This window comes from Ezakiella peruensis (assembly GCF_900215725.1).
In the GTDB taxonomy this organism is placed as follows: domain Bacteria; phylum Bacillota; class Clostridia; order Tissierellales; family Peptoniphilaceae; genus Ezakiella; species Ezakiella peruensis.
In genome coordinates, this window is record NZ_LT962469.1 from 93564 (window position 1) to 120264 (window position 26701).

Sequence of the window (26701 nt, forward strand, 5' to 3'; positions counted from 1 at the left end):
TAAAAGAGGTTATTATGGAAAAGTTTAAATTTAGGATGGATAATTTGATAAAGAACATGGTTTACAATCGCAAGCTGACCATAGTGGTCCTTTTGACGGTTGTTATTTCCATGTTTTTTCCCTTTATGACCATTTCTAATTTGATGTACCAAGCCAGAGAGGACACCATGAAGGGCCTCTATCGTGAGGGTGATCTCAAGTTAAGTTATGTGGGCGAGTGCGTAGAGCCGGACGATTTTCGCGGAACTTTGGACAAGCTTTTTGACAGCCATGTGGATTATTTTTTTATAAGTCCAGTTTCTCCAGTTTCGGTTGCTGGACAAACTTTTGTCCATACGATCGCCGGCATTGATGAGGGCATGGTTGAAAAGCCCATGCTGATTTTGGAGGGGAGGAATTTGACTGCAGAGGAAATAAAAAATGGGGCTGATGTGTGTTTGATTAGACCTACTGCAAAAGAACTCTCCAATGTAAAGATCGGCGAATATGTTTCCTACAAGGGGAAAAAGCTGGAGGTCGTTGGCAAGTATTCCAGCAGGGATGTCTTTGCATATGTCGCTATGCCAGCCAAGACTCTGGCAAAGATATCCAAGGGCAGCAGCCTTCAATATTATTTGCTCTTTACTGGTGTGGATGAAGATCCAGACCAAATTGTAAGTACCATCAGAAAAAATATTGATGGAATTACTGCGGATAGGATAACGACTGCTGACTATAAAGAACTGGTCAAGCGGGAAGAGGAAGGGAAGTGGATGAATTTTAAATACAACATCCTAAGTGGGCTTTTGATTTCCTTTGTTTCCTTGGTGACCATAATTGCAATTTACATTGGCAGGCTCTTGCAAAACAAAAGAAATATTGGTATTAAACTTAGCCAGGGGTCAAGCAGGAGGGATATTTTGATAGATTCGATTTTGGAAGTCCTGATTTTTTCTCTCTTTGCCATTTTGGTAAATTCTCTTATATTTGCCTTTGGCACATCGTTTTTATCATCCTTTGTTCTCTTATACAAAGAGCCTTTGTTTTATTTGGTCTCCAGCTTGGTAGTTATTTTGCTTTCGGTTTTGCTGGGTCTAATTGGCGGGCTTTACGTCACCAGGTCTAGCGTTAGCGATATGGTAGGTGCATGATGAAGTATTCATTTCAAAGAGTTAATAGCAGATTTATGGCCAAGGCCTATATGTATTTTGCCTTGTCATTTTTGATTACCATTGGGACGGGGATTTTATTTATTTCCCTATCAAATTTGACCAGTGAGAATAGACTTTACAATAAGACTTATAAGGAACTTCAGGCGACAACGACTGTAATTGAGCCGCAAGCAATGGGACTCTCTGCCATTACTTATGATGATTATCTTTACTTAAATGAAAAGTACAAAGACCAGATAGATATTTTTTATAGTGGGAACACGAAATTAAGTTTTATGTTAAACCAAGATTTTGTAAGCATAGATTTAATTTTTATTACCGATGATGAGATTAAGGAGCTCTGCGATTTGTCCTTTGACGGCGGGGCAATTATAGGCAGGTCGGCCTTGGAGTCTTTAAATAAAATTAAAAATAAAAAGCCTATTGAAGCTGGCCAGACTCCAAAAAATGGAGAGTACATTCCCTTTGATAATAAGGCAAGCTTTGATGGGGATAAATTAAAAATAGGGGGAGAGGATTTTTCTTTCAAGGTTATCGAAAGCAAGTATGAAACTCGTGTTATGGTTTACAACACCGACACGCTCTGGGACGGGACCAGTAGCGGAGTCAGGCTGGGCTACACCATATTTTTGCCCATAGAAAAACTCCAGGCTTTTAAAAATGAATTTAATTGGGAACAATTTATGACGCGGATTGCAATTAAAGAGGAAAATCCAGATTCAAATAAGCTTTGGGAAATTTTGGATTATCTGGGGGGAGCCCATCCCGAGTATTCTTATAGGCTAAACGACCAACTGGCCAGGGCCAAGGACAGGCTGGGCCAGATGACTTGGAATGCATCCAAGTACAGGATTTTATCCCTGCTTTTAATCGCCCTTGTATCGATTGCAAGCTCAGGATTATTTTATATAATTTTTTATAGGAGAAAGAGGGACATTGCGGTTTCCATTGCCCTGGGGTCGACCTTTAAGGGGCAAGCTATGGAGCTCCTTTTGGAAATTACCTATGTGGTTGCCTTTGGTCTCTTGCTTGGCATTAGCGGCGGGTCAATGATGGCTGATATTTTGAAAATTGAATTTAAATTTGAACCCCAAGCATTTTTAATTACAGTCTTGGTCGCTATCGGAATAATTTTGGTAAGCGCCTATTTGAGCTTGAGGTCCCTAAAAGACTTGTCGCCAGTTGAAATTTTGCAAAATGAATAGGCTGATAAGAGCCTTTATTGAAAAGCCATTAACAAAGTGCTATAATTAGGGCTATGAAAGGGGGACTGACCATGGGTATGAACGGAATGGGCGGTTTGCAAACCATCCAAAAGATTCTTCTCTATACGCAAATTGTCGATAGCTATGTTAAATTAGCTCTGAACATTTGCCTAGTCATCGGCGTTATTGTCTTGATCAAATATATTAGGCAAAGAGCCTGCATCGAAAAATCTCAACACGATTGCGGTGTTAAAGCAAATGAAGCACAAAAAATTGTCCAAGACATGAGACCAAAGAGCGTTGAAGAAGAAATGGAAAATATGGATATATAGATTAGAACCAGGCTGAGCCTGGTTTTTTCTTGTTGACAAATAAATATTATACATATATAATATATGTAAATAAAACATCTTTTTTATATACGGGTAATGAGAACTTGTGTTCTCCGATTACTTACATTGGTGCGGTAGGAAACAATGAAAATAGTCTATAAATATTTTTTGGATGCCATAAAAAATTTTAAAAAGCATTTTGTAATTACATTTTTAATATCTTTTTTATCTGCAATTTTGACCATTTCAATACCAATTGGGTTAAAGTTTTTTTTAAGTAAAGATTTAAATACTAAGGATATAATATTGTATATTTTTATTTTTCTTGCCTTGATTATAGCTTCAATTTATGTAAGTATAATAAAGATAAAAACTATGGATAACTACGGGGGAGATTATTTTAAATATATACTTAAAAGAATCCAATTAACCTTGTATGATACAGATTTTAAGAATATTGACAGATTAAATAAAAAAGGATTGGGTCATACCCTTTATTCAGATGCTATGAATGTTATGAGCACTGTAGGTGTTATGATTCCATCTATAATAAGCTCACTAGTTATTACGCTATCTTTGCTGATACTTGCTTTTTATTTTAATAAAGTATTAGCCATATTTTGTGCCGTGTCCATTCTTATAGGGGTATTTATATCTTATTTTGCTAGGGAAAAAATGTACAGCACCTCAAAACAGACAAATATCAAACTAAAAAGAATTCATGATTATATAATAGAAATGATAGAAATGTTGATGGATACTAGGCATAACAAAGCTGAGGATTATTATCTTGATAAAACTGATATAATTATATCTGATTTTATTGAAACTGCAAAAGATGAAGATATTACAAGGCAGCTTTATAATGAAATTGTTATCAATTATAATATTATAATACAAGTAGTGATTTCCATTTTATTATCCTTGCCATTTATTAATAATTCTGTCTCTAATGCTATGTTTTTTATACTTATTTTTAATTTGCTAATAAATCAGGGGGCTAGTATCGAAGCATATGTAGGGAAAATTATCTCCTCAGCTATTAGTTTTAAAAATATAGATCATATACTTAGCCTAGAAACTCCAGTTGAAAAGATTAATATAAATGAAATAGACTCAATATCTATCGAGAACCTATCATTTTCATACTTAGATGAGAAAATAATAGATGGACTTAAAGCAGAATTTAAAAAAGGGCAAACCGTTTTAATTCAAGGATCTAATGGTAGTGGGAAAAGTACTCTTTTTAAGATACTGTTAAAATATTATTCTTACCATGGATCGATAAAGTTTAATAATACTGAATTAAAAAATATAACTAAAGAAACTTTGTATAATAAAGCTTTATATATAAATCAAAAAGAGATAATTTTACCCGAAAACATTTATAAATATATTGATGAAATTTCTGATTTCCCTGTTAATAAAGAAGATTTAGAAGTCTTTTTAAAAGAAATAGATTTTGATTATATAAGCGATGAGATAATAGATTATAAAAAATTATCTGGTGGTGAAATCAAGAAAGTATTGATGGCTAAATTATATTTTGCAAGTAAGGGAAAAGATTTAATTTTAATCGATGAAATAGAGGCTGGTTTAGATGAGAAATGTTTAAATAAATTGTCGGAGATTATAAATGAGCTTGCTAAAGAAAAAGATAAGATTATTTTAATAATAACACATGAAAATAATTTAAAAATTGATTACACACATAAATATATTATGGATAAAAATGAATTAATTAGAGTTTAGATAAGTTTGGATTGCCCCCTTAAATCAAAGGGGGTATTTTAGTGACCAAAATTGTTTGACAAAGTATACATAAAAAATTTATAATAGGTCCTGGAGGTAAGATAATGAAAAAATCATATATATTAATCCTTGCTTTGCTTTTTATTCTAGGCTTATCTGCCTGCAATAAGTCAGGCGTGGACAAAAGCAAGGAGACGGACAAGGTTGAACAGACGGACAAGAGTGAACAGGCGGACAAGAGTGAAAGCACGGACACTAGTGAAAGCCCAGACGCTAGTGAAAGCACGGATACTAATGAAAGCACAGACACTAGTGAAAACACAGACACTAGTGAAAGCAAAGATGCTAATGAGAACACATTTAAATTTTCTGCCCTGGGAAACGAAGTTTCTCAAGAGAAGACAGGCGAACTTTTAAAGGCAGCTGGCATTAGCCAGGAGAAAATTGACGAATTTCTCGGCCAAGTTAAAAAATACAATGACTTTTATGACAACAAGTCAGGGGACTTTGTGGACTACAAGGAACTCGATTATATGGATATGATTGGCAAGGCTCAGGCGGATTCAACCAAGACTCCAATCGGCCTTGGCAACAACTGCCGGATTACGACCTTTGGATTACTCCGTGACTCTATAAATATCGGCGAAAAAGTCGAGGATAAGACTTCGGTCCTGGCATTTGACAAGTCGTCACTCGCCGAATCAAAACTCTTTTCTGCTGAAGATATGAAAAAGTTCGAGTCCTTTTATGCGCCAATTGCCGCAGCTGACTCCACTGATGCTGACAAACAAGTCGAGGCCATCAAAAAAGCCCTGGCAGACCGCAAGATCGAATTTAAAAATGACAAGGCCAAGATGATTAGCGTCTATTTAAATTCCAAGGATGAAATCGACGGCAATATTTTATTTGTCGGCCACACAGGCGTCATGGTCGAAGATGGCGGCAAGTTTTATTTTATAGAAAAACTCTCCTTTGAAGAACCCTACCAGGTTTTGGCCTTTGAAAGTAAAGAGCAAATGGTCGACCATCTTTTGAAAAAATACGATTTTCCGCTGGGAGAAAACACCGCTGGAGCGGTGGTATTTGAGAATAATGAACGTATAAAATAAAAAATAAATAGAAGATAAAAAATATCCTCGCCCACGCGGCATCGAGCCTGCGTGTGCGAGATGTCTGGAATAAACCAGACGCTACATGGCTACATGAATATCCGTTGGATAAATTCATTCATATTTTACATCGCTCTGCGTTGTAGGGGCGACTTGCAGCCCTGCCCAAGAGAGCGAGTGATAACGATGCTCGATTGGTATGTAGTGACTCACGCAACCTCTTGTTCACGAAGAAAAAATCTAGCGAAGCGTGTAGGGTCCACTTTATGTGGACCGAATTTTTTCTGAGTGAGTACAAGAGTCTGAGGAAAATGTGGCCCGAAAAATGCCAATCGCATCTTGTATGCGTGAGGCATTTTTTATTTATGCAAATTGCACCCATAAACTTGACTCGCACACTTTAATGGGGTATAATAATCTTGTAAGAAATGGTTTTTATAACACTAGGAGGGCTGTAATGATAATTGGTTAAGGAGGCTTAGGCTTCCCATAATTTAAAACTTAATATTATCACAAAGGAAGGTGTTATAAATGAAAGCGATAAAAAATTTTTTTCGTTCGATTAAACTCATCTACCAAAGCAAGCCGTCGGTTTTTATTCCGCTAACGGTTCTTTTGCTTGCCATGAGTTTTGTACCAATTTTGCAGCAAAATGCCTTGCAAATTTTTATAGACCAAGCAGGATCTATTGGCTCTGTAAGGGAAGGGCTGATTATTTTGGCTCCCTTCTTTATAGCTCTTTTGATTGACCTGGTAAGCGGTCCTATCCTTATGTTTTTACAGGGGGATTTGACCGATCAACTTATCAGGAAAGTCAACTCTGACCTGCAAAACAAGATTAACAAGATCAACCACTTGGAGATTTTGGAAGATCCGTCTTATTATGACAAGATTGAACTGATCGAGGGGGAAATTGCCTGGAGGCCGATAAATCTTTTGGTCTACAGCCTTTCAGTTTTTAGGATGGCTTTGACTCTTATTATTATGATGGTCCAGCTGGCGACTTTTAGGGTGTGGATTCCAATTCTCATGCTCTTATCACTCATTCCTCAAAGCATTTTACTTTACAAATTGCAGGTTGAGGCCTACGAGAACACGGTCACTAGGAGTCCACTGGCAAAGGTCCTTAGGTATTTTTCGGATGTGCTTTTAAAGAGGGACTACGCCAAGGAGAGGATTTCCTTTGCCTTTGGCAAGAAGATTCAAAATGATTATGAAAAGACTTTTGAGAGCATCTATGAAATTACCAAGAGGGATCGGCGGAAAAAAGGTCTGGCCTCTGTCATAATGTCCATTCTTGGGACGGGGCTTATTGCCTTTACCATAGGATTTTTTGTGTCACGAGTTATTGCAGGCGAGTTTACCCTCGGCAGCCTGGCACTTTTTATTTCCTATACGGTCTACACCGGCGCTTCGTCTATTACCCTGGTCCAAGAGGGGGCTCTTTTGATTGAAACTGAGCTCTTTATGGAAAATTATTTTGAATTTTTGGACACAGATGTAAATATGGAATCTGGCGACAAGGATATTCAAGAAATTAATTCCATTGAATTTAAAAATGTTTCCTACCAGTACGCAGGCAGGGACGATTATGCACTTAAAAATGTCAGCTTCAAGGTCCAAGCACCCAATAAAATCGCTCTGGTTGGCATAAACGGGTCTGGCAAGACGACTTTGATTAAGCTCATCTTGAGACTCTATGATCCAAGTGAGGGAGAAATTTTTATAAACGGCGAAAATATAAAGGCCTATGATTTAAAGGCCCTCAGGAAATGCTTTGGCATCCTCTACCAAGACTTCAATAAATTTGAAATTTCCGCCTTGGAAAATATAATTATTTCCGACACGGAAGAAGAGTTAAAGAATGGACGACTACAAGACGCCCTCAAAAACAGCGGGGCTAATGATGTGGTCTACAGCCTAAAAAATGGCCTGGATACAAATTTGGGCAAGCTCTACGAAGACGGGACAGATTTGTCCGGCGGCCAATGGCAAAAGATTGCCTGTGCCCGTGCCTTTTACAAGGAATCCTCGTGCAAGATCTTTGACGAACCATCGTCAGCCCTGGACCCAATCAGCGAACGCGATTTTTGGGACAGGTTAATGGCATGGAGTGAAAAAGATTTGGCCATCTTTACAAGCCACAGACTCCAAGGCATCAAAAACGCAGGATATTTCTTGGTTTTGAAAAATGGAGATTTGGTTGAAGAGGGGACTTTTGATGAGGTCTTAAACAGGAGAGGAGAGTTTTATAGTCTATACAATGCACAGAAATAGAAATATAGAGAAGCAGACGTTCAAGAATACGTCTGCTTTTTTGGTTTTACGACGAATTTTCATGCCCACAAGGGGCAATCGCATTCGCCTAATGTCCACAATTCTCCTCAGATTGTTGCAACCAATCAAACGTCGCCCTAGGCTCGTTTTCTTGGGCAACAAGTTGCGTGAGTCGCTGCATACCAATCGGTCAATTTCTTGGCGACCATAAAGGATCGCCTCTACAGGAAATTTCGAGGCTCGCCTCTTGGGCGTGGCTGCAATTGGACGCTACCTACGTGCTTATAAGCATTTATATTTTTATTTTTTATGTGCATTATACATATTTTTCGTAGGATATATTCGGGCAATTTTTTGGGCTACATAAAGTAGCCCCTACAAGCGTTCTTATGCGTGTCCGTAGGATAAAATCATTTATTCAAATATCGCTTTGCGGTTTTATAATTAAAAATATCTCATACACCTTCGGTGTAATCGATATTTTTCGGTCCACATAAAGATGGACCCTACATACGTTCTTATGAATTTTAAAATTTTTATTTTCTATGTGCAAAATATATTTTTTTAAGATATATTCGGTCGTGATGTTTTGATTTAAAAATGGCATTCGGTTTATATTTCGCTCTGCGTTGTAGGGTCAACTTTATGTGGACCGCCACAACCACGATCCCCCTTGTGGGGTGAGGGGGGGTGTGGAATTATATACGCTAAATTTTATTAGGGCAATTTTTTTGATATGAAAATATCCGCATGAAAATTTCTTTTCTCTTCCTATTATATAGGGGCATATATTTCTTTTTAAAAATCATTTCAATTTTGCAAATGGTTTTTACGACGAATGTCTGGAATAAACCAGACGCTACATGGCTACAATGATATCTATAGGCATGAAAAATATTTTCCCTCGCCCACATATCCAAACGAAATTTAACTGCATACACTTATTATTTTTATCCCGCCTTTTAACTTTGATGGCTTTTATAAATTTTTTTTACAAAAATACTTGATAGATTTATTCATTTTTGTTATACTAGTTAAGTGCCTGGAGTCGAGGCGTAGAAGCGAGAAGTTGCTTGCGGATGCAAGGTAATTTTCGTGGAGAAGTTGGACTAGATTCCAACGAAACCAACAGCGTCTGACCGGTTTTTCTTTTGAAGCGGAATAAGAAACACACGGTTGCGTTGTAGGTGACGTCGTATGTAGGGCAAATCATACGAAGGAGGGTATTATGAGCACAAATAACAAAATCAGAATCCGTCTTAAAGCATATGATCACGAGGTTCTTGATAATTCAGCAAAGAAGATCGTTGAAACTGCTAAGAGAACAGGCGTTGAAGTGTCTGGACCGGTTCCACTGCCAACACGCAAGGAAGTTGTTACTATCCTACGTTCTGTTCACGTTAACAAGGATTCAAGAGAACAATTTGAGCAAAGAACTCATAAGAGGTTGATTGATATTATCAATCCTACACAAGCTACTGTGGACGCTCTTATGAAGATGAATCTACCAGCAGGCGTAGATATCGAAATCAAGCTATAAGACATTTATATGATTGAAGGTCAATCCGCTATAAAATATGGAGGTGCTTAATGAAAGGCATTATGGGTAAAAAACTCGGCATGACACAAGTATTCGGACCAACAGGCGAACTTGTGGCCGTAACTGTTGTTGAAGCAACACCAAACGTTGTTGTTCAAAAGAAGACAGTTGAAAAGGAAGGATACAATTCAGTTCAACTTGGATTTGATCCTATTAGAGAAAAATTGGCTAACAAACCAGCTCAAGGTCATTTTAAAAAGGCTGGCGTTAAACCAATGCGTTATTTAAAAGAATTAAGAGATTCTTCTCTCCAAGATTTAGAACTTGGAAGCGAAGTAAAGGTTGATATTTTTGAAGAAGGTAATTTTGTAGACGTTATTGGTACTTCTAAAGGTAAGGGAACTCTTGGTGTTGTTCAAAGACACGGTTTCCAAAGAGGTCGTATGAGTCACGGTTCAAAATTCCACAGAAGACCAGGCGGTCTATCAGCTGCTACTTATCCAGGACGTGTTTTTAAAGGTCACAGAATGATGGGTAAGACTGGTCACGAACAAGTAACTGTACAAAATCTTGAACTTATTAGAGTGGATGCAGACAAGAATTTACTTTTAATTAAAGGTGCTATTCCTGGTCCAAAGAACTCTATGGTTCTTGTAAAGAGTGCACATAAGAAATAAAGGAGGACGAGATGCCTAAGATTAAAGTTTTAAATATGAAGGGTGAAGAAATTAAAGAAATCGATCTTCCGGAAGAACTTTTTGCTGCAACGATTAGCGAAGCCTCTGTTCACCAAGCTGTTGTTAATCAATTAGCAAATAAACGTCAAGGTACACAAAGCGCAAAAACTCGTGCAGAGGTTAGAGGCGGCGGAAGAAAGCCATGGAGACAAAAGGGTACTGGTCGTGCTAGACAAGGTTCTATCAGATCACCTCAATGGAAGGGTGGCGGTGTTGTATTTGCACCAAAGCCAAGAGATTACTCCTACAAGCTTCCTAGATCAACTAGACAAGCTGCTTTAAGATCAGTTTTGACAAGCAAGTTTGAAGAAGGCAAGTTGGTAGTTGTTGATAATATTACTTTTGACGCTCCAAAGACCAAGGATATGGTTAGCTTCATTTCAAATGTTGGTGCAGTTAAGCCACTTATTGTAACTGAAAAGGTTGACAAGAATGTTTACATTTCAGCTAGAAATTTACAAAAGACAGCAGTAACTTTCGCAGATCTTATCAATGTATATGACATCTTAAAGCACGATACACTTGTTGTAAGTGAAGCTGCTTTAGCAAGGATTGAGGAGGTATTTATATAATGAATGCTTACGATATAATTATCCGTCCTATCGTCACAGAAAAATCTATGGATGATATGGATGAAAGAAAATACACTTTTAAGGTTAAGAAAAATTCAAACAAGACCGAAGTTAAAAAGGCTGTTGAAGAAATTTTCGACGTTGAAGTTGAAAAGGTTAACATTGTTAAGATGCCTGGCAAAAAGAAACGTCAAGGTATGATCGAAGGTAGAACATCTGACTGGAAGAAAGCTATTGTTAAGCTTAAAGAAGGTTCAAAGCAAATTGAGTTCTTCGAAGGTCTAGAATAGGAGGCTAAAGATGGCGATTAAAGGATTTAAGCCAGTAACCCCTGGTAGACGTCACATGACGGTTTCAACTTTTGAGGAAATTACAAAGACAAGTCCTGAAAAGAGCTTGCTTGTAAGTCTTCCAAAAAATGCTGGAAGAAACTCAAGAGGTATGATTACTATGCGTCACAGAGGTGGCGGGGCTAAAAAGAAATATAGAATCATCGATTTCAAGAGAGATAAAGACGGTATCGAAGGCGTAGTAAACGCTATCGAATACGATCCAAATAGAAGTGCAAACATTGCTCTTATTTTCTATCGTGATGGTGAAAAGAGATACATTCTTCATCCAGATGGATTAAAGGTTGGCGATGTTATCGTTTCAGGTGAAGGTGCTGATATCAAGGTTGGTAATGCTCTTAAATTAAAGGACATTCCAGTTGGTACAGTTGTTCACAACGTTGAGTTAAAACCTGGCAAGGGCGGACAACTTGCTCGTTCAGCAGGTATCTCAGCTCAGCTTATGGGTAAGGAAGGCAAATACGCTATCCTCAGATTACCTTCAGGCGAAATGAGAATGGTTTTACTTGAATGTAAGGCTACAATTGGTGAAGTTGGCAACTCAATTCACGAACTTATCACTATTGGTAAGGCTGGTAGAAGCCGTTACTTGGGTAGACGTCCACACGTAAGAGGTTCAGCTATGAACCCTGTTGACCACCCTCACGGTGGTGGTGAAGGTAGAGCACCAGTTGGTCGTCCATCACCAATGACTCCATGGGGCAAGAAGAGCCGCGGAGTTAAGACACGTAAGAAGAATAACAAGTCTAATGAATTAATTATTAGAAGAAGAACCAAGTAAGGAGGAATAATTTGAGTAGATCAATTAAAAAAGGGCCTTTCGTAGATGATCATCTGATGAAAAAGATTGAAGCATTAAACGAAGCTAATGAGAAAAAAGTTATTAAAACATGGTCTAGAAGATCAACTATATTCCCTGAATTTGTAGGCCACACAATTGCTGTTCATGATGGCAGAAAACACGTTCCTGTATATATTACAGAAGATATGGTTGGCCACAAACTTGGCGAATTTGTTTTGACAAGAACCTTTAAGGGTCATGGCGGAAAAGACGCTAAAGCGGTAAGTAAGTAGGTAGGGGGAAGTTATGGAAACAAGAGCAATTGCAAAATATGTTAGAATTGCCCCAAGAAAAGTTCACTTTATTTGTGACGAAATCAGAGGCAAGCAAGTTGATGACGCGTTAGCTTTCCTAATGTTTACACCTAAAAAGGGTGCACGCATTCTATCGGATGTTTTAAAATCCGCAGTGGCTAATGCTGAACATAACAACAATGCTGATAGATCGAAATTATATGTCAAAGACGCTTATGCAAACGACGGTCCAAGAATGAAGAGATATCGTCCAAAGGCTAAGGGTATGGCATATCCAATTTTAAAACGTACTAGTCACATCGGCGTAGTAGTCGAAGAAAGATAAGGAGAGTGTTATGGGTCAAAAAGTAAATCCACATGGCTTAAGAGTTGGCGTTATTAAAGACTGGGATTCCACATGGTTTGCGAATAAAAAAGACTTTTCTGATCTTTTGGTAGAAGACTACAATATCAGAAATTTCATTAAAAAAGAGCTATATCAAGCTGGAATTTCAAAGGTTAACATCGAACGCGCAGCCGGTAAGGTTAAAGTTTCAATCTACACACAAAAGCCAGGTGTAGTTATCGGTAGAGGCGGCGAAGGTGTTGAAGCCCTACGCGCTAAATTAAGCAAGATGACAGGTAAGGACGTTGTAGTAAACGTTGAAGAAATAAAAAATCCTGATGTTGATGCACAACTTGTTGCAGAAAACATTGCAGGTGCGCTAGAAAGACGTATCGCATTCCGTCGTGCTATGAAATCAGCAATTCAAAGATCAATGAGAGCGGGTGCACTTGGTATTAAAACCCAAGTTTCAGGTCGTCTAGGAGGAGCAGATATCGCAAGAGCTGAAGGTTATAGTGAGGGTACAATTCCTCTACAAACTTTAAGAGCTGATATCGATTATGGTTTTGCAGAAGCAAACACAACTTATGGTAAGATTGGTGTTAAGGTTTGGATCTACAAAGGTGAAGTTCTAAACGGTGTTTTACCAGAAATCGAACCTCCACGCGATGATAGAAAGAGAAGAAGAAGAAAAAGATTTGTCAAGGGACAAGCCGGACAATCTAAGTAAGTAGGAGGAAATAATTATGTTGATGCCTAAAAGAGTAAAAAGAAGAAGAGTCCACCGTGGCAGAATGAAAGGTAGTGCTCAAAGAGGTAACACCATCACTTATGGTGAATATGCCCTCCAAGCATTAGAGCCAGCATGGATTACCTCCAATCAAATAGAAGCCGCACGTCGTGCTATGACAAGATCAGTTAAACGTGGCGGTAGTATCTGGATTAAGATTTTCCCAGACAAACCTGTATCACAAAAACCTGCTGAAACTCGTATGGGTTCAGGTAAAGGTGCTCCAGAGTACTGGGTAGCTGTAGTTAAACCAGGTAGAGTTATGTTTGAAATGGGTGGAGTAAGTGAAGAAGACGCAAGAGAAGCTATGAGACTTGCTGCTCACAAGCTACCAATTAAGACAAGATTTATCAGTAGAGATAATTTTGAACCAAAGGCAGGTGTTGGTAATGAAAATTAAAGAAATACGCCAACTATCAGATGCAGAACTTGTAGCAAGACAAAAAGATCTTAAAGCAGAGCTTTTCAATCTTCGCTTCCAAGCAGCCACTGGTAGTTTAGATAATCCTTTAAGAATAAGAACAGTTAGAAGAGAAATTGCAAAGGTTAAAACCATTGAGCAAGAAAGAGCTCTAGGTATCAGGAAGGAGGCATAATGATGGAAAGAAATTTAAGAAAGTCAAGAGTTGGCATCGTTACAAGCGATAAAATGGACAAGACTATTTCCGTTAAGATTGAAACAAAGGTAGCCCACCCTGTATACAAGAAGAGAATTAATCGTACAACAGTTTTTAAGGCACATGATGAAAACAACGAAGCTAAAATTGGAGATAAGGTAAAGATTACCGAAACAAGACCTCTAAGCCGTGATAAAAGATGGAGACTCGTTGAAATTATCGAGCGTGCTAAGTAAAAGGAGGATTATATGATACAACAAGAAAGCCGCATGAGAGTTGCTGACAACTCCGGGGCAAAAGAAGTCCTCGTTATCAAAGTTCTAGGTGGTTCAAAGAAGAGAATCGCTAAGGTTGGGGACGTAGTAGTTGTTGCTGTTAAAAGTGCAACACCCGGCGGAGTTGTTAAAAAAGGAGACGTTCAAAAGGCTGTTATAGTTAGGACAACTTATCCACTATCACGTCCTGATGGCTCATATATCTCCTTTGATGACAATGCATGCGTTATTATAAAAGATGACAAGAATCCGGTTGGAACCCGTATATTCGGACCTGTTACCAGAGAGTTAAGAGCTGGCGGTTATATGAAGATCGTAAGTCTTGCTCCTGAGGTTTTATAAGGAGTGCTTTATGAGAATTAAAAAAGAAGACACAGTTATAGTAATTGCCGGAAAAGACAAGGGTAAGACTGGTAAGGTATTACGCACTTTTCCTAGAGAAAAAAAGGTAATTGTTGAAGGTGTTAATATTCAAGTTAAACACCAAAAGCCAATGGGACCAACAAAACCAGGCGGATTAATTAAAAGAGAAGGTAAGATTGATGTAAGTAATGTTATGTACTATGATCAAGTGAACAAGAAACGTACAAGACTTGGGTACAAATTCCTAGACGACGGCACTAAAGTAAGATTTAGAAAGTCCGATGGGGAAGTTATTGACTAAGGGGGAACAATATGGCTCCAAGATTATTAGATAAATATAAAACTGAGGTTGTGCCTGAACTTGTTAAGAAACATGGCTATGAAAACGTAAATCAAGTACCAAAGTTAGAAAAGGTAGTTTTAAACGTTGGTCTTGGCAAGGCTAAGGACAATCCAAAGATGTTAGATGATGTAGTTAGAGAACTTGCACTTATTTCCGGTCAAGCTCCGGTTGTAACTCATGCTAGAAAATCAATCGCTAACTTTAAGTTACGTGAAGGCATGAAGATTGGTGCTAAAGTTACTCTTCGTGGCGACAAGATGTACTACTTCTTAGATAAGTTTATGAACATCTCACTCCCACGCGTTAGAGACTTTAAGGGCGTTAGCTCAAAGAGTTTTGATGGAAGAGGAAATTATGCTATCGGTATTAGAGAACAATTAATTTTCCCTGAAATCATTTATGATGAAGTAAACGATATTCACGGTATGGATATTGCAATTATCACAACTGCAAATACCGACGAAGAAGCTTACTCACTCTTAGAGCTCTTAGGTATGCCTTTTAAAAAGTAAGGAGGAACAATGGCAAAGAAATCAAAAATTGCAAGTCAAAAGAGAGAACCAAAATTCTCAACCAGAGCATATAATCGCTGCAAGATTTGCGGAAGACCACACGGCTATTTGAGAAAGTACGGAATTTGTCGTATTTGCTTTAGAGAACTCGCTTATAAGGGCGAAATTCCTGGAGTAAAGAAAGCAAGTTGGTAAAGGAGGAAAAAAGATGTTAACAGATCCTATTGCAGATATGCTAACTAGAATCAGGAATGCAAACCACCAAAGACATGCTACTGTGGACATTCCTGCTAGCAAAATCAAGCTTGCTATTGCGGAAATTCTCAAAGAAGAAGGCTACATTGCTGACTATGAAGTTATTGAGGAAAATGTGCAAGGCACAATTCGCATTAGCCTAAAATATATCAACGAAAAAGAAAGAGTTATTACCGGTATTAGAAGAATTTCAAAACCGGGTTTAAGAATATATGTAAATTCAAATGAACTTCCAACCGTACTTGGCGGACTTGGCATTGCAATCATTTCCACATCTGCTGGAATTATGACTGACAAAGAAGCCCGCAAACAAAAAGTCGGCGGCGAAGTACTTTGCTACGTCTGGTAAGGAGGATAAGATGAGTAGAATTGGTAGAAAACTAATTGAAATCCCAGAAGGCGTTACATTTAACGTAAATGGCCAAGACGTAAGCGTCAAAGGGCCAAAGGGAGAGTTAAGTCTCACAATGGTTCCTGAGATGAAACTAGAAAAAGTAGACGGAGGATACGAAGTTATCCGCTCGAATGATACCAAAAGAGTTAGAAGTCTACACGGCTTAACAAGAAGTTTAATTAATAATATGGTTGTAGGTGTACACGAAGGCTACAAGAAGGAATTAAAGATCATCGGTACTGGTTACAGGGCCCAAATGAATGGCAAAAAACTTGGTTTAACACTTGGTTTTTCACATCCACTTGATCTCGATGTTCCAGAAGGACTTACAGTAGAAGTTCCTGCTCAAGATACAATCGTTGTATCAGGTGCAGACAAGCAAGCTGTTGGTCAATTTGCCGCCCACATCCGTGGATACAGACCACCTGAACCATATCTAGGAAAAGGTATCCGCTATGCTGATGAATACGTTCGTCGCAAAGTTGGTAAGACCGGTAAGTAGGAGGTATAAATGATTAATAAAGCTGATAAAAATGCACTACGTCAAAAAAGACACCAAAGAGTGCGCAATAAGATTAGCGGTACAGCTGAATGTCCAAGACTATGTGTTAGAAGATCTTCAAAACACATCTATGCACAACTTATTGACGACGTAAAAATGGTTACACTTGCAAGTGCATCAACCTTAGATAAAGAATTTAGCCTCGATAAAACAGAAAATAAAGAAGCGGCAAGAGAAGTTGGTAAGCTAATCGGTAAACGTGCTGTTGACAAGGGAATCAAAGACGTTGTTTTTGATAGAGGTGGTTACATCTATCACGGACGCGTTAAAGAACTTGCAGATGGCGCTAGAGAAGCTGGCCTAAACTTCTAAAGTAGGAGGGAAATATGACCAATAATATTAAACCACAAGAGCTCGATCTAGAAGAAAGAGTTGTTGCTATAAACAGAGTCTCAAAGACTGTTAAAGGTGGTAAGAACTTCCGTTTTGCAGCTCTTGTAGTAGTAGGAGATAAGAATTCACGTGTTGGCGTTGGCATGGGCAAGGCTCTTGAAGTTCCAGATGCTATCAGAAAAGCTGTTGCAGATGCTAAGAAAAACATGATCCAAGTTCCAATTCAAGGCACAACTATTCCACACGAAATCGTTGGAGTAAAGGGTGCAGGTACAGTTTTACTAAAACCTGCCAAAGAAGGTACTGGTGTTATCGCTGGTTCTGCTGTGCGTGCTGTTTGCGAACTTGCAGGAATTCAAGATATAAGAACAAAATGCCTTGGATCAAACAATCCAAGAAACGTTGTAGATGCGACAATTCAAGGTCTACTCAGTCTAAAACGTCCAGAAGACGTTGCCAGAATGAGAGGCAAGAGTGTTGAAGAAATTTTAGGATAGGTGACTTATCATGGCTAATATTAAATACAAACAAACAAGAAGTCTTATTGGCAAACCTGAAAGTCATAGAAAAATTGTAAAGGCTCTTGGACTTAGAAGAATTGGACATGTTGTTGAAACCACAGACACACCACAAATTCGTGGTATGATCAAAAAAGTTTCACACATTGTAGAAGTTATTGACTAGGAGGTTCTATAATGAAATTAGAAAATTTACAAGCTTTGGAAAGAACTTCCAAAAAAAGAGTCGGTAGAGGAACCGGTTCTGGCATGGGTAAAACTTCAACTCGTGGTCACAAAGGACAAAACTCCAGAAGTGGTGGTGGCGTTAGACCAGGATTTGAAGGTGGCCAAATGCCATTATTCAGAAGGCTCCCAAAAAGAGGCTTCACAAATATTTGGGGTGTAAGCTACAAGGTTATTAACGTTCGTGACCTAGAAGAAATGTTTAACGACGGCGACACAGTTGATCGTGAAGCTCTAGTATCAGTTGGACTTATCCACAGATCAGACAAGAACATCAAAGTTCTAGGCAACGGTGAAATTAGCAAAAAGCTTACAGTTACTGCTTCAAAATTCAGCCAAGAAGCAAAAAATAAAATCGAAAAAGCTGGCGGCAAAGTAGAGGTGCTATAATGATTAAGACCTTGAGAGATGCCTGGAAAGTAAAAGAATTAAGAGACAGAATGCTCTTTACTCTTTTATGTCTTCTTGTTTTTAGATTTGGTAACCAAATCCCAGCACCATTTATGGACATTAACAGGATTAAAGAAATCTTTGGTGCAGCAAGCGACAGCTTACTCGGATTTTTAGACCTTATGGCCGGTGGCGGCTTCTCAAATATGTCGATATTCGCCCTCAGCGTTTATCCACACATTACAGCCTCCATTATCATCCAACTATTGACAGTTGCTATTCCATCTTTGGAACAACTTTCAAAAGAAGGAGAAGAAGGCAGAAAGAAAATTCAAAAGATTACAAGAATCGTTGGTGTTGTGCTTGCATTTATTCAAGCAGCAGGTTCAGTTTATGGAATCTACTCTGGCGCTATTGTAGCCAACAGATTCATCGAACACCTTTTAATCATCATTACACTAGTAGCAGGTTCAAGCTTCCTAGTATGGCTTGGAGATCAAATTACTGAAAAAGGTATTGGTAACGGTATGAGTCTTATCATCTTTATCGGTATCATCAGTAGGATGCCTGCAACATTTATGAAGCAAATCAGACTAGCACAAATTGGACAAATTTCATGGATCGCATTTGCTCTATGGATTTTAATCCTAGTTGCAATCTTTGCTTTCGTTGTTCTAATTCAAGAAGGTGAAAGAAGGGTTCCTGTTCAATACGCAAAGAGAGTTGTAGGAAGAAGAGTTTACGGCGGACAAGCCACACACATTCCAATCAAGGTAAACATGGCTTCAGTTATGCCAGTTATCTTTGCATCAACCTTTATGCAAATTCCAGGCACCATAGTATTACTAACAGGCGGAAACAGCGGTTTCTCCAGATTTTTGAGAAACTTCCTTACAACAGAAGGCAAGGTAGGTTTTTGGATATATTTGGTAATCAACATTATCCTAATCATATTCTTCACCTATTTCTACAACGCAATTCAATTCAACACAGTTGAATATGCAAAAAATATACAATCTCAAGGTGGATTTATCCCAGGTATCAGACCTGGTAAACCAACAAGTGACTATTTAGGAAGAACAGTCAACAGAATTACCTTTGTTGGTGGTGTTGCCCTTGCAATTCTATCAACATTACCATTATTATTAGCACACTTTTCCAATTTGGAAGTCGGATTTACCGGCACAGGAATCATCATTGTCGTAGGTGTTGCCCTAGAAACTGTAAAACAACTAGAAGCACAAATGACAATGCGTCACTATAAGGGGTTCTTAGGATAATATGAGACTGATAATATTAGGACCGCCAGGAGCGGGTAAGGGTTCACAAGCAACTTTTATAAAAGAAAAATATAATATAGTGCATATCTCAACAGGAGATATATTCAGAGAACATTTGAGAAATGAAACCGAGCTTGGCAAACAAGCCCAAGTCTATATGAACAAGGGACAACTAGTTCCTGACGAACTCACTATAGAACTTGTAAAGGACAGACTCTCACAAGACGACGTCAAAGACGGATTTTTGCTTGACGGATTTCCTAGAAATCTAGATCAAGCAGCTGCTCTAACAGACTTCTTAAAATCCAGAAACGAAGACTTAGATGCAGTTGTAAATCTTAACGTTGACAAGGCATCGCTAGTAGACAGAATCACAGGCAGAAGAATGTGCAAGGACTGCAAAGCAAGCTTCCACATCAAAAACTACCCACCCAAGGTAGAAGGCGTCTGTGACCATTGCGGAGGCGAGCTCTACCAACGTGAAGACGACAAAGAAGAAACAGTGTTAAAGCGTATTGGTGTGTACGAAGCCGAAACTGCCCCCCTAATTGATTACTACAATCAATTTGGACTTGTGCTTAACATTGATGGCAACCAACCTCTAGAAGAGGTTCGTGACCAAATTTTTAGAGGATTAGACAATCTTAAATGATAGAAAAAATCGAAAGAGGGGCCATAGTCAGAAGTAAAGCAGGTAGAGATAAATTTAGATACTTCGTCGTAATCGAAGTCATCGACGAAAGCTACTGCCTAATAGCAGATGGAGATTTGAGAAAGATCGAAGCTCCAAAAAAGAAAAAAATATCTCACCTAGCCTTTACAAATGACAAGGCCACAAATATTGAAGATTTTGAATTCACAAACAAATCATTGAAAGCTCTAACTAAAAGTTACAATAATAGGGGGAATGGACATTTATGTCAAAAAAAGACACTATAGAGGTAGAAGGCGTAGTAGTCGACGCATTACCAAATGCTATATTCAAGGTGAAACTGGACAATGGTTATGAAATCATCGGCCACCTCTCAGGCAAACTCAGAATGAACAACATCAGAGTCTTACCTGGAGACAAGGTCACAATGGAATTATCACCATACGATCTAACCAAGGGTAGAATCACCTGGAGAAACAAATAATAAAGGGGATGAATTATCATGAAAGTAAGACCATCTGTAAAAAAGATTTGCAGCAAATGCAAAATCATTAAAAGAAAAGGAAAAGTGATGGTAATCTGTGAAAACCCTAAACATAAACAAGTACAGGGTTAAGGAGGACAAATAATGGCAAGAATTGCAGGTATTGACCTACCTAGAGATAAAAGAATAGAAATCGGATTAACCTACATCTACGGAATTGGACGCCCAACAGCAACAAAAATCCTTCAAGATGCAGGCGTAAATCCAGATATTAGAGTAAGAGACCTTACTGAAGCTGACGTAGCACAAATCAGAAACGCTATGGAACACATCACAGTAGAAGGTGACTTAAGACGTGACACATCACTAAACATCAAACGTCTACGTGAAATCGGATGCTACAGAGGCCTCCGTCACAGAAGAAACCTTCCAGTAAGAGGACAAAGAACAAAGACAAACGCAAGAACTAGAAAAGGTGTAAGATAAGGAGGTAAAAATGGCAAAAGCTAAAGGAAAAACAGCTAGAGTTAAGAGAAGAGCCAGAAAAAATATTGAAAAAGGACAAGCTCACATTTCATCATCTTTCAACAACACCATGGTAACCTTATCTGACATGCAAGGCAACGTAATCAGCTGGGCATCAGCAGGCGGACTAGGATTCAAAGGAAGCAGAAAATCCACACCATTTGCAGCCCAAGAAGCAGCTGAAGAAGCAGCAAAAAAAGCCATGGAACACGGCTTAAAATATGTTGAAGTATACGTAAAGGGACCAGGCGGTGGAAGAGAATCTGCAATCAGAGCTCTGCAAGCAGCAGGACTTGAAGTTACACTCATCAAAGATGAAACTCCACTTCCACACAACGGATGCAGACCACCAAAGCGCAGAAGAGTCTAGTGACAAACTTTTAAAGGGGGATGACTCATGGAAATTGAAAAACCTTCAGTACAAATACTGGAACAAAGCGAAGATAAAAGCTATGCAAAAATAGCTATCGAACCATTAGAAAGAGGATACGGTACAACGCTTGGCAACTCAATGAGAAGAGTACTTCTGTCAATATTGCCTGGATCCGCAATTTCTAATATAAGAATCCAAGGAGTGCTTCACGAATTCTCAACAATAAAAGGAGTACTTGAAGACGTTCCCGAAATAATACTAAACATAAAAGGACTAGCAATAAAAAGCTACACAAAGGATAACCTACTCCTAACAATCGATGTAACAGGGCCAAAAGTAGTAACAGGAGCCGACATAGTAACAGGCAGCGACTGTGAAATCATGAATCCAGATCACCACATCGCAACCGTAAACAAAGGCGGCCACCTAGCCATAGACATGGACTTAAAACATGGCAGAGGCTACGTACTACAAGAAAAAAACAAAGCCGTAGCAGAAGATGGAAAAACAACCAACATCCAAGACATTCCAATCGACTCAGAATTTACACCGGTTAAAAAAGTAAACTTCCACATAGAAAACACCAGGGTAGGACAAAGAACAGACTACGAAAGACTAGTGCTAGAAGTCTGGACAAACGGCACAATCGAAGCAGACGCTGCAGTATCATTTGGAGCAAAAATTTTGATTGAACACCTAAACCTATTCGCAGACCTGGTAGAAGACGTGGATACCAAAGGCATATTAAAAAATAAAGGCGAAAAACAAAAAACAATGCTACTTGACATGGATATCGACCAACTCGAACTATCAGTCAGAAGCTACAACTGCCTAAAAAGAGACGGCATAGACACAGTCTCAGACCTGATCCAAAAATCAGAAGCAGATATGCTGGGAGTAAGAAACCTAGGTAAAAAAAGTTTAGAAGAAATAAAGAACAAGCTGGACGATATCGGTCTTAGTTTGAAAGAAGAATAATTAAGGAGGATTGTATGGCGCAAAGAAAATTAGGACGCACGTCCGACCACAGAAATGCAATGCTTAGAAACATGACAACCTCGCTACTACTAAACGGCAGAATCGTTACAACAGTAGAAAAAGCAAAGGAAACAAGGAGACTTGCTGACAAAATGGTAACCCTCGGCAAAAGAGGCGACCAACATGCAATGAGACAAGTCAACTCATACCTATACGACAAAGAGGCTGCTAAAAAAGTATTCACAGAATACAGCGAAAAGTATGCAGAAAGAAATGGTGGCTACACAAGAATATTAAAAACAACAGCCCGCCGTGGAGATGGCGCGGAAATGTGTATCATCGAAATGGTATAAGACTTAAGACGATCGAAAGATCGTCTTTTTTGTTGGAAAATTTGCGGTTAAAATTGCGAATTTTTGCAGTGTTCGACTTTTTGCGAACTGAAGCCCTGCCCAAGAGAGCGAGTGAAAACGATGCTCGATTGGTATGCAGTGACTCACGCAACTTGTTGTCCAATCGTTCGACCGTAGGGGAAAACGATTGGGTACAACAATCTGAGGAGAATATGGACCGAATTTTTTCTGAGTGAGTACAACAGTCTGAGGAGACGACGTACACTTGAGTACGCCTCATTCGTCAAAAAGTCTCAAGCTACAAAAATTCATCAATTTTCCCTCGCAAATTATTTCTTAAAGGGCGTAATGCTCTTTATTTTTTTATCCTGAATTTGCGGTTAATTTCGAGATATTCTTGTGAAAAAATGAAAAAGAACATGCACACGCCAGGCAATGGATGTGGCGTAACGGCGATCCTGAAATGGTCGCCACTCGTTCGCCTATGCGGACGAGACTTTTCCTACGGATATTCATCCAAATTATGATTTGCGGATTTGTATTAAAAACATTTCACGTCCACTAGGGACGATCAATGTTTTTCGGGCCACATAAAGTCGCCCCTACAAACGTTCTTATGCTTATACGTTGGAAAAATTCATTCATCTTTTATATCGCTCTGCGTGGTAGCGTCCGATTGCAGCCACGCCCAAGAATCGAACGCGAAAGCGTGAAGATGATTGGCTAGCGTTGACTCACGCAACCTCTTGTTCAATCGTTGGACCGAAGGGAAAAACGATTGAGGACAAGAGTCTGAGGAGAATTTCGGACATCTCGGCCGTGGGGTTCGATGCCCCACGGTCGAGGATTCTCCTACGGATATTCATGTAGCCAGGTACCGTCTGGTTTATCCCAGACATTAGTCGAATGTGATTGCCCCTTGTGGATATGAACATTCGTCGTATAAACCAATACAATACGAAAATATTTTGCCTGCAAAAATTCTCTTTGCAAAAACAAAATAAAACAATTTCACAAACCGAAATACATACAAAAATGAAAAAATACATTTTATCCGCCACTTACTGGATAAAATATAAAGACTGCCCGTCAATATATATAGTGGAAAAAATAAATATAAAAGAAAAACATAAATCTAATCCACAATATATAGCACTCAATCATTAATGAGTACAGGCTAAAGTGTAATAAATATTAAATCATCTTTAAATATAATTAAATATACATTTTTTTACCATTGACATTATATATATATATATAATGGAAGTACATAGATTTAGGTGGATGCAGATGAGTATTACACTAAAATAAATATAAATAAAATAGGAGGAGAATTTTGAATAATTGTAAAAAATTATTGAGCTTATTTGTTGCAATAGCAATGCTATTAACATTTGCAGCTCCAATGTACGCAGCTGACGGAGAAGAAAAAACAGCTGTCACACAAGCAGACAAAAATGCTACACTTAACGAAATTGAGAGATTCGAAAGCGTTCCACAAGTTTACTTTTCTGAAATTCAATTAAAGAAATTTGCTGAATTAATTGATAAAGCAGAGACTAAAAAAGATTTGGATAATATTAAAGCATCTGCTAAAGAATTATTTGATTATATTTTCGAAATTTTTTATGAAGATGAAAGCTTAAGTGATTTAACTTATGAGCAAATGGATGAAATTTTGAAAAATGTAAGTGTTGCTTTGACAAAACATGATGCTCAAAGAGCAGTTTTAAAAACATCTAACAATGAACTATACGAATTTCAAGAAGCTGCCAAAGAAGAAATAGAAGACTTAGACCTTTTTGCTAATCAAGAAGAAAACTTCAAGAATCAAGTTGAAGAAGCAGAGACAATTGAAGAAGTAAAGGAAATTGTTGAAGAAGCTAAGGACCTATTAAAATATATTGTAGATACAAAAATGGATCCTAGGACATATAGCTTAACAGAAGAAGAAACAGAAAAGCTAGAAGAAGCGTTATCAACAGCGTTAACAAAAGCTGAAGCAGAAGAGGCAATAGAAGAACTTTACAAAGATAAAGCAGACAAAGAAGCCGCTGAAAAAGCTGAAGCAGAAGAACTAGCCAAGGCAAAAGAAGCAGCCAAAGAAGAAATAGATAAATTAGATTTATATGAAAAACAAAAAGAAAACTTCAACAAACTAGTCGAAGAAGCCCAAACACTTGAAGACATTGATAAAATCAAAAATGATGCAAAAGCATTATTAGACTATATAGTTGATGCAAAAATGTCTGATGAAGCTAGAGAATTAACCGATGAGCAGTGGGAAAATCTTGATAATGTTCTATCAGAAGCGCTGACAAAAGAAGAAGCTGAAAAAGCTGTAGACGAATTCTTTGCGGCTAAAGAAGCCAAAGAAGCAGAAGAAAAAGCAAAAGAAGCCGCTGAAAAAGCTGAAGCAGAAGAACTAGCCAAGGCAAAAGAAGCAGCTAAAGAAGAAATAAACAAATTAGATCTTTATGCTAATCAAAAAGAAAACTTCATAAATAAAGTTGAAGAAGCTAAGACAATTGAAGAAGTGAAGAAAATTGTTGAAGATGCTATGGACCTATTAAAATATATTGTAGATACAAAAATGGATCCTAGGACATATAGCTTAACAGAAGAAGAAACAGAAAAGCTAGAAGAAGCGTTATCAACAGCGTTAACAAAAGCTGAAGCAGAAGAAGCAATAGAAAAACTCTACAAAGATAAAGCAGACAAAGAAGCCGCTGAAAAAGCTGCAGCAGAAGAATTAGCCAAGGCAAAAGAAGCAGCTAAAGAATCAATAAACAAATTAGATCTTTCTCAAGTTCAAAAAGACAATTTCAATAAGCAAGTTGATGAAGCTAAAACAAAAGAAAAAATTGAAGAAGTAAAAAAAGCAGCACAAGATCTTTATGATTATCTAGTAGAAATAAAAGTAGGATCAGATGATAAGAGACTACAAGAACTAACAGAAGAAGAAAAGTATGAACTATCTGCAAAGCTAGATGAAACTCTAACAAAAGAAGAAGCAGAAAAAGTTGTAAATGAATATCTTGAAAATCTAGACAAAGACGAAAAGTCAGGTGACGAACCAGAAAAAGACAAACCAGACAAAGAAAAACCAGAAAAAGAAGAACCAGACAAAGAAAAACCAGAAAAAGAAGAACCAGGAACAGATCAACCAGGAACAGATGAACCAGAAGAACCAACACCAGGACCTTCATATCCTTACTATCCAGGTTACTATTATGATGAACCTAGTCCAGATTATCTAAGAGATTATTCTAAAAAGGACGACTATAAACCTGCAGAAAGAAAAGATGAAAATAAGGATGAAGTTAAGGAAGAAGAAAGAGAAGAAGTTCTAAGAACTCTATACTTCTACCTCGACAAGGGTTTCTATGAAATGGAAGTTAATGGCGAAATACAACAAATTCCAATGGACGTAGCACCAACAGCTATCAACCAAAGAACCATGCTACCTATCAGATTTGTAGCAGAAGCAATTGGAGCAACAGTTGAATGGCACCAAGACACACAATCTGCAACCTTTACCAAGGATGGCATCACAGCAACCATCACTTTGGGTTCAAATATCATCCAAGTTTCAGACGGTCGTCAAATCGTATTGGATGCTGAACCAACAGTTGTAGCTCAAAGAATTTTTGTCCCACTCACAAACATCTCACAAATCTTTGGCATGACCAATGGTGACCTAAGAGATGGCGAAGACAATGACATCGAATGGGATCAAGAAAATTACAGAGTAATTATTAGAGTAAAAGAAAATCAATAATAAAAAAGAAGATAAATTATTCTTTTTGTAAATTCCTTTAAACTACAGCAGGACGAGAGTCTTGCTGTAGCTTTTTGTTTGGGGAGAGGAATGGGAAATTGTATATGCAAGCCTCGACCTCTCGACATCGAATCGAATCGGTCGAGATGTCCACAATAAAGTGGACGGTACATGGCTACAAAGATATCCGTAGTGAAAACATATTTGGTTTTTGTTGCGCTCTGCGTTGTAGGGGCGACTTTATGTCGCCCGA

At 38.2% G+C, this 26701-nt stretch carries 37 protein-coding genes; all 37 read left to right on the forward strand.

Features of this window, described 5'->3' with window-relative positions; genetic code table 11:
• Positions 1 to 14: 14 nt before the first annotated feature.
• The 37 genes from CUU59_RS00425 to CUU59_RS00605 all read left to right on the forward strand — a co-directional run bounded on the left by CUU59_RS00425 (position 15) and on the right by CUU59_RS00605 (position 26448).
• A complete protein-coding gene (locus tag CUU59_RS00425; RefSeq protein WP_099950080.1) occupies positions 15 to 1130 on the forward strand; it encodes an ABC transporter permease in 1116 nt (371 codons plus the stop codon).
• The gene (locus CUU59_RS00430; RefSeq protein WP_169922804.1) at positions 1130 to 2356 is read left to right on the forward strand and encodes an ABC transporter permease; all 1227 of its coding nucleotides are present in this window, start codon (positions 1130 to 1132) and stop codon (positions 2354 to 2356) included. Before CUU59_RS00425 ends, CUU59_RS00430 begins: the two co-directional genes overlap by 1 nt.
• 71 nt (positions 2357 to 2427) lie before the next feature.
• Positions 2428 to 2688 (forward strand): hypothetical protein, encoded by a 261-nt coding sequence (locus CUU59_RS00435; RefSeq protein WP_099950082.1) that lies wholly within the window; start codon positions 2428 to 2430, stop codon positions 2686 to 2688.
• Between the two features lie 144 nt (positions 2689 to 2832).
• Positions 2833 to 4440, forward strand: coding sequence for an ABC transporter ATP-binding protein (locus CUU59_RS00440; RefSeq protein ID WP_099950083.1), 1608 nt, complete (start codon positions 2833 to 2835; stop codon positions 4438 to 4440).
• Positions 4441 to 4544: 104 nt separating this feature from the next.
• A complete protein-coding gene (locus tag CUU59_RS00445) occupies positions 4545 to 5549 on the forward strand; it encodes a DUF4300 family protein (protein ID WP_099950084.1) in 1005 nt (334 codons plus the stop codon).
• A 531-nt stretch (positions 5550 to 6080) separates the two neighbouring features.
• The gene (locus tag CUU59_RS00450) at positions 6081 to 7826 is read left to right on the forward strand and encodes an ABC transporter ATP-binding protein (RefSeq protein WP_099950085.1); all 1746 of its coding nucleotides are present in this window, start codon (positions 6081 to 6083) and stop codon (positions 7824 to 7826) included.
• Positions 7827 to 9054: 1228 nt separating this feature from the next.
• Positions 9055 to 9366: a 30S ribosomal protein S10 gene (gene rpsJ / locus CUU59_RS00455; protein WP_075574137.1), complete on the forward strand. Its 312-nt coding sequence runs from the start codon at positions 9055 to 9057 to the stop codon at positions 9364 to 9366.
• A gap of 50 nt (positions 9367 to 9416) precedes the next feature.
• Entirely contained in the window at positions 9417 to 10043 is a 627-nt protein-coding gene (gene rplC / locus CUU59_RS00460) for a 50S ribosomal protein L3 (RefSeq protein ID WP_075574136.1), read from the forward strand.
• Positions 10044 to 10054: 11 nt separating this feature from the next.
• Complete coding sequence (rplD, locus tag CUU59_RS00465; RefSeq protein ID WP_075574135.1) at positions 10055 to 10675, forward strand: 50S ribosomal protein L4; 621 nt, start codon at positions 10055 to 10057, stop codon at positions 10673 to 10675.
• Positions 10675 to 10965: a 50S ribosomal protein L23 gene (gene rplW, locus CUU59_RS00470; RefSeq protein ID WP_099950086.1), complete on the forward strand. Its 291-nt coding sequence runs from the start codon at positions 10675 to 10677 to the stop codon at positions 10963 to 10965. The genes rplD and rplW overlap by 1 nt, the downstream gene beginning before the upstream one ends.
• Positions 10966 to 10975: 10 nt before the next feature.
• Positions 10976 to 11806: a 50S ribosomal protein L2 gene (gene rplB, locus CUU59_RS00475; RefSeq protein WP_099950087.1), complete on the forward strand. Its 831-nt coding sequence runs from the start codon at positions 10976 to 10978 to the stop codon at positions 11804 to 11806.
• An 11-nt stretch (positions 11807 to 11817) separates the two neighbouring features.
• Positions 11818 to 12099 carry a 30S ribosomal protein S19 gene (gene rpsS, locus CUU59_RS00480; protein WP_075574132.1) on the forward strand — a complete coding sequence of 94 codons (282 nt, stop codon included), beginning with the start codon at positions 11818 to 11820 and terminating at the stop codon, positions 12097 to 12099.
• Positions 12100 to 12112: 13 nt separating this feature from the next.
• The gene (rplV, locus tag CUU59_RS00485) at positions 12113 to 12445 is read left to right on the forward strand and encodes a 50S ribosomal protein L22 (RefSeq protein ID WP_075574131.1); all 333 of its coding nucleotides are present in this window, start codon (positions 12113 to 12115) and stop codon (positions 12443 to 12445) included.
• 10 nt (positions 12446 to 12455) lie between these two features.
• Positions 12456 to 13175 (forward strand): 30S ribosomal protein S3, encoded by a 720-nt coding sequence (gene rpsC / locus CUU59_RS00490; RefSeq protein WP_075574130.1) that lies wholly within the window; start codon positions 12456 to 12458, stop codon positions 13173 to 13175.
• Between the two features lie 16 nt (positions 13176 to 13191).
• The gene (gene rplP / locus CUU59_RS00495; protein ID WP_075574129.1) at positions 13192 to 13635 is read left to right on the forward strand and encodes a 50S ribosomal protein L16; all 444 of its coding nucleotides are present in this window, start codon (positions 13192 to 13194) and stop codon (positions 13633 to 13635) included.
• Positions 13625 to 13831 carry a 50S ribosomal protein L29 gene (rpmC, locus tag CUU59_RS00500; RefSeq protein WP_099950088.1) on the forward strand — a complete coding sequence of 69 codons (207 nt, stop codon included), beginning with the start codon at positions 13625 to 13627 and terminating at the stop codon, positions 13829 to 13831. The genes rplP and rpmC overlap by 11 nt, the downstream gene beginning before the upstream one ends.
• A gap of 2 nt (positions 13832 to 13833) precedes the next feature.
• On the forward strand, positions 13834 to 14088 hold the full coding sequence (gene rpsQ / locus CUU59_RS00505; RefSeq protein ID WP_099950872.1) for a 30S ribosomal protein S17: 255 nt from the start codon (positions 13834 to 13836) through the stop codon (positions 14086 to 14088).
• Positions 14089 to 14100: 12 nt separating this feature from the next.
• Positions 14101 to 14469, forward strand: a complete 369-nt coding sequence (gene rplN / locus CUU59_RS00510) for a 50S ribosomal protein L14 (RefSeq protein ID WP_099950089.1) — start codon at positions 14101 to 14103, stop codon at positions 14467 to 14469.
• A gap of 10 nt (positions 14470 to 14479) precedes the next feature.
• On the forward strand, positions 14480 to 14791 hold the full coding sequence (gene rplX, locus CUU59_RS00515) for a 50S ribosomal protein L24 (protein ID WP_075574126.1): 312 nt from the start codon (positions 14480 to 14482) through the stop codon (positions 14789 to 14791).
• A gap of 11 nt (positions 14792 to 14802) precedes the next feature.
• Entirely contained in the window at positions 14803 to 15345 is a 543-nt protein-coding gene (gene rplE / locus CUU59_RS00520) for a 50S ribosomal protein L5 (protein ID WP_099950090.1), read from the forward strand.
• Between the two features lie 9 nt (positions 15346 to 15354).
• A complete protein-coding gene (locus CUU59_RS00525; RefSeq protein WP_075574124.1) occupies positions 15355 to 15540 on the forward strand; it encodes a type Z 30S ribosomal protein S14 in 186 nt (61 codons plus the stop codon).
• 13 nt (positions 15541 to 15553) lie between these two features.
• Positions 15554 to 15949 (forward strand): 30S ribosomal protein S8, encoded by a 396-nt coding sequence (gene rpsH / locus CUU59_RS00530; RefSeq protein ID WP_099950091.1) that lies wholly within the window; start codon positions 15554 to 15556, stop codon positions 15947 to 15949.
• 10 nt (positions 15950 to 15959) lie between these two features.
• A complete protein-coding gene (gene rplF, locus CUU59_RS00535) occupies positions 15960 to 16496 on the forward strand; it encodes a 50S ribosomal protein L6 (RefSeq protein WP_099950092.1) in 537 nt (178 codons plus the stop codon).
• 9 nt (positions 16497 to 16505) lie between these two features.
• Entirely contained in the window at positions 16506 to 16868 is a 363-nt protein-coding gene (rplR, locus tag CUU59_RS00540) for a 50S ribosomal protein L18 (protein ID WP_075574121.1), read from the forward strand.
• A 14-nt stretch (positions 16869 to 16882) separates the two neighbouring features.
• Positions 16883 to 17386, forward strand: coding sequence for a 30S ribosomal protein S5 (gene rpsE / locus CUU59_RS00545; protein WP_099950093.1), 504 nt, complete (start codon positions 16883 to 16885; stop codon positions 17384 to 17386).
• A gap of 10 nt (positions 17387 to 17396) precedes the next feature.
• Positions 17397 to 17573, forward strand: coding sequence for a 50S ribosomal protein L30 (rpmD, locus tag CUU59_RS00550; protein WP_075574119.1), 177 nt, complete (start codon positions 17397 to 17399; stop codon positions 17571 to 17573).
• A gap of 11 nt (positions 17574 to 17584) precedes the next feature.
• Complete coding sequence (gene rplO / locus CUU59_RS00555; protein WP_099950094.1) at positions 17585 to 18022, forward strand: 50S ribosomal protein L15; 438 nt, start codon at positions 17585 to 17587, stop codon at positions 18020 to 18022.
• Complete coding sequence (gene secY, locus CUU59_RS00560; protein ID WP_099950095.1) at positions 18022 to 19302, forward strand: preprotein translocase subunit SecY; 1281 nt, start codon at positions 18022 to 18024, stop codon at positions 19300 to 19302. The genes rplO and secY overlap by 1 nt, the downstream gene beginning before the upstream one ends.
• A 1-nt stretch (position 19303) precedes the next feature.
• Positions 19304 to 19954 (forward strand): adenylate kinase, encoded by a 651-nt coding sequence (locus CUU59_RS00565; RefSeq protein WP_075574116.1) that lies wholly within the window; start codon positions 19304 to 19306, stop codon positions 19952 to 19954.
• Positions 19951 to 20241, forward strand: a complete 291-nt coding sequence (locus CUU59_RS00570; RefSeq protein WP_075574115.1) for a KOW domain-containing RNA-binding protein — start codon at positions 19951 to 19953, stop codon at positions 20239 to 20241. The genes CUU59_RS00565 and CUU59_RS00570 overlap by 4 nt, the downstream gene beginning before the upstream one ends.
• Positions 20220 to 20438 (forward strand): translation initiation factor IF-1, encoded by a 219-nt coding sequence (gene infA, locus CUU59_RS00575; protein WP_075574114.1) that lies wholly within the window; start codon positions 20220 to 20222, stop codon positions 20436 to 20438. The genes CUU59_RS00570 and infA overlap by 22 nt, the downstream gene beginning before the upstream one ends.
• 18 nt (positions 20439 to 20456) lie before the next feature.
• Positions 20457 to 20570 (forward strand): 50S ribosomal protein L36, encoded by a 114-nt coding sequence (gene rpmJ, locus CUU59_RS00580; RefSeq protein ID WP_075574113.1) that lies wholly within the window; start codon positions 20457 to 20459, stop codon positions 20568 to 20570.
• Between the two features lie 12 nt (positions 20571 to 20582).
• A complete protein-coding gene (gene rpsM / locus CUU59_RS00585) occupies positions 20583 to 20924 on the forward strand; it encodes a 30S ribosomal protein S13 (protein ID WP_075574112.1) in 342 nt (113 codons plus the stop codon).
• A 10-nt stretch (positions 20925 to 20934) separates the two neighbouring features.
• Positions 20935 to 21333: a 30S ribosomal protein S11 gene (gene rpsK, locus CUU59_RS00590; protein ID WP_075574111.1), complete on the forward strand. Its 399-nt coding sequence runs from the start codon at positions 20935 to 20937 to the stop codon at positions 21331 to 21333.
• Between the two features lie 27 nt (positions 21334 to 21360).
• Positions 21361 to 22314 carry a DNA-directed RNA polymerase subunit alpha gene (locus CUU59_RS00595; protein ID WP_099950096.1) on the forward strand — a complete coding sequence of 318 codons (954 nt, stop codon included), beginning with the start codon at positions 21361 to 21363 and terminating at the stop codon, positions 22312 to 22314.
• 14 nt (positions 22315 to 22328) lie between these two features.
• Positions 22329 to 22667: a 50S ribosomal protein L17 gene (gene rplQ / locus CUU59_RS00600; protein WP_075574109.1), complete on the forward strand. Its 339-nt coding sequence runs from the start codon at positions 22329 to 22331 to the stop codon at positions 22665 to 22667.
• A 1336-nt stretch (positions 22668 to 24003) separates the two neighbouring features.
• Positions 24004 to 26448 carry a stalk domain-containing protein gene (locus CUU59_RS00605; RefSeq protein WP_099950097.1) on the forward strand — a complete coding sequence of 815 codons (2445 nt, stop codon included), beginning with the start codon at positions 24004 to 24006 and terminating at the stop codon, positions 26446 to 26448.
• Positions 26449 to 26701 lie beyond the last annotated feature (253 nt).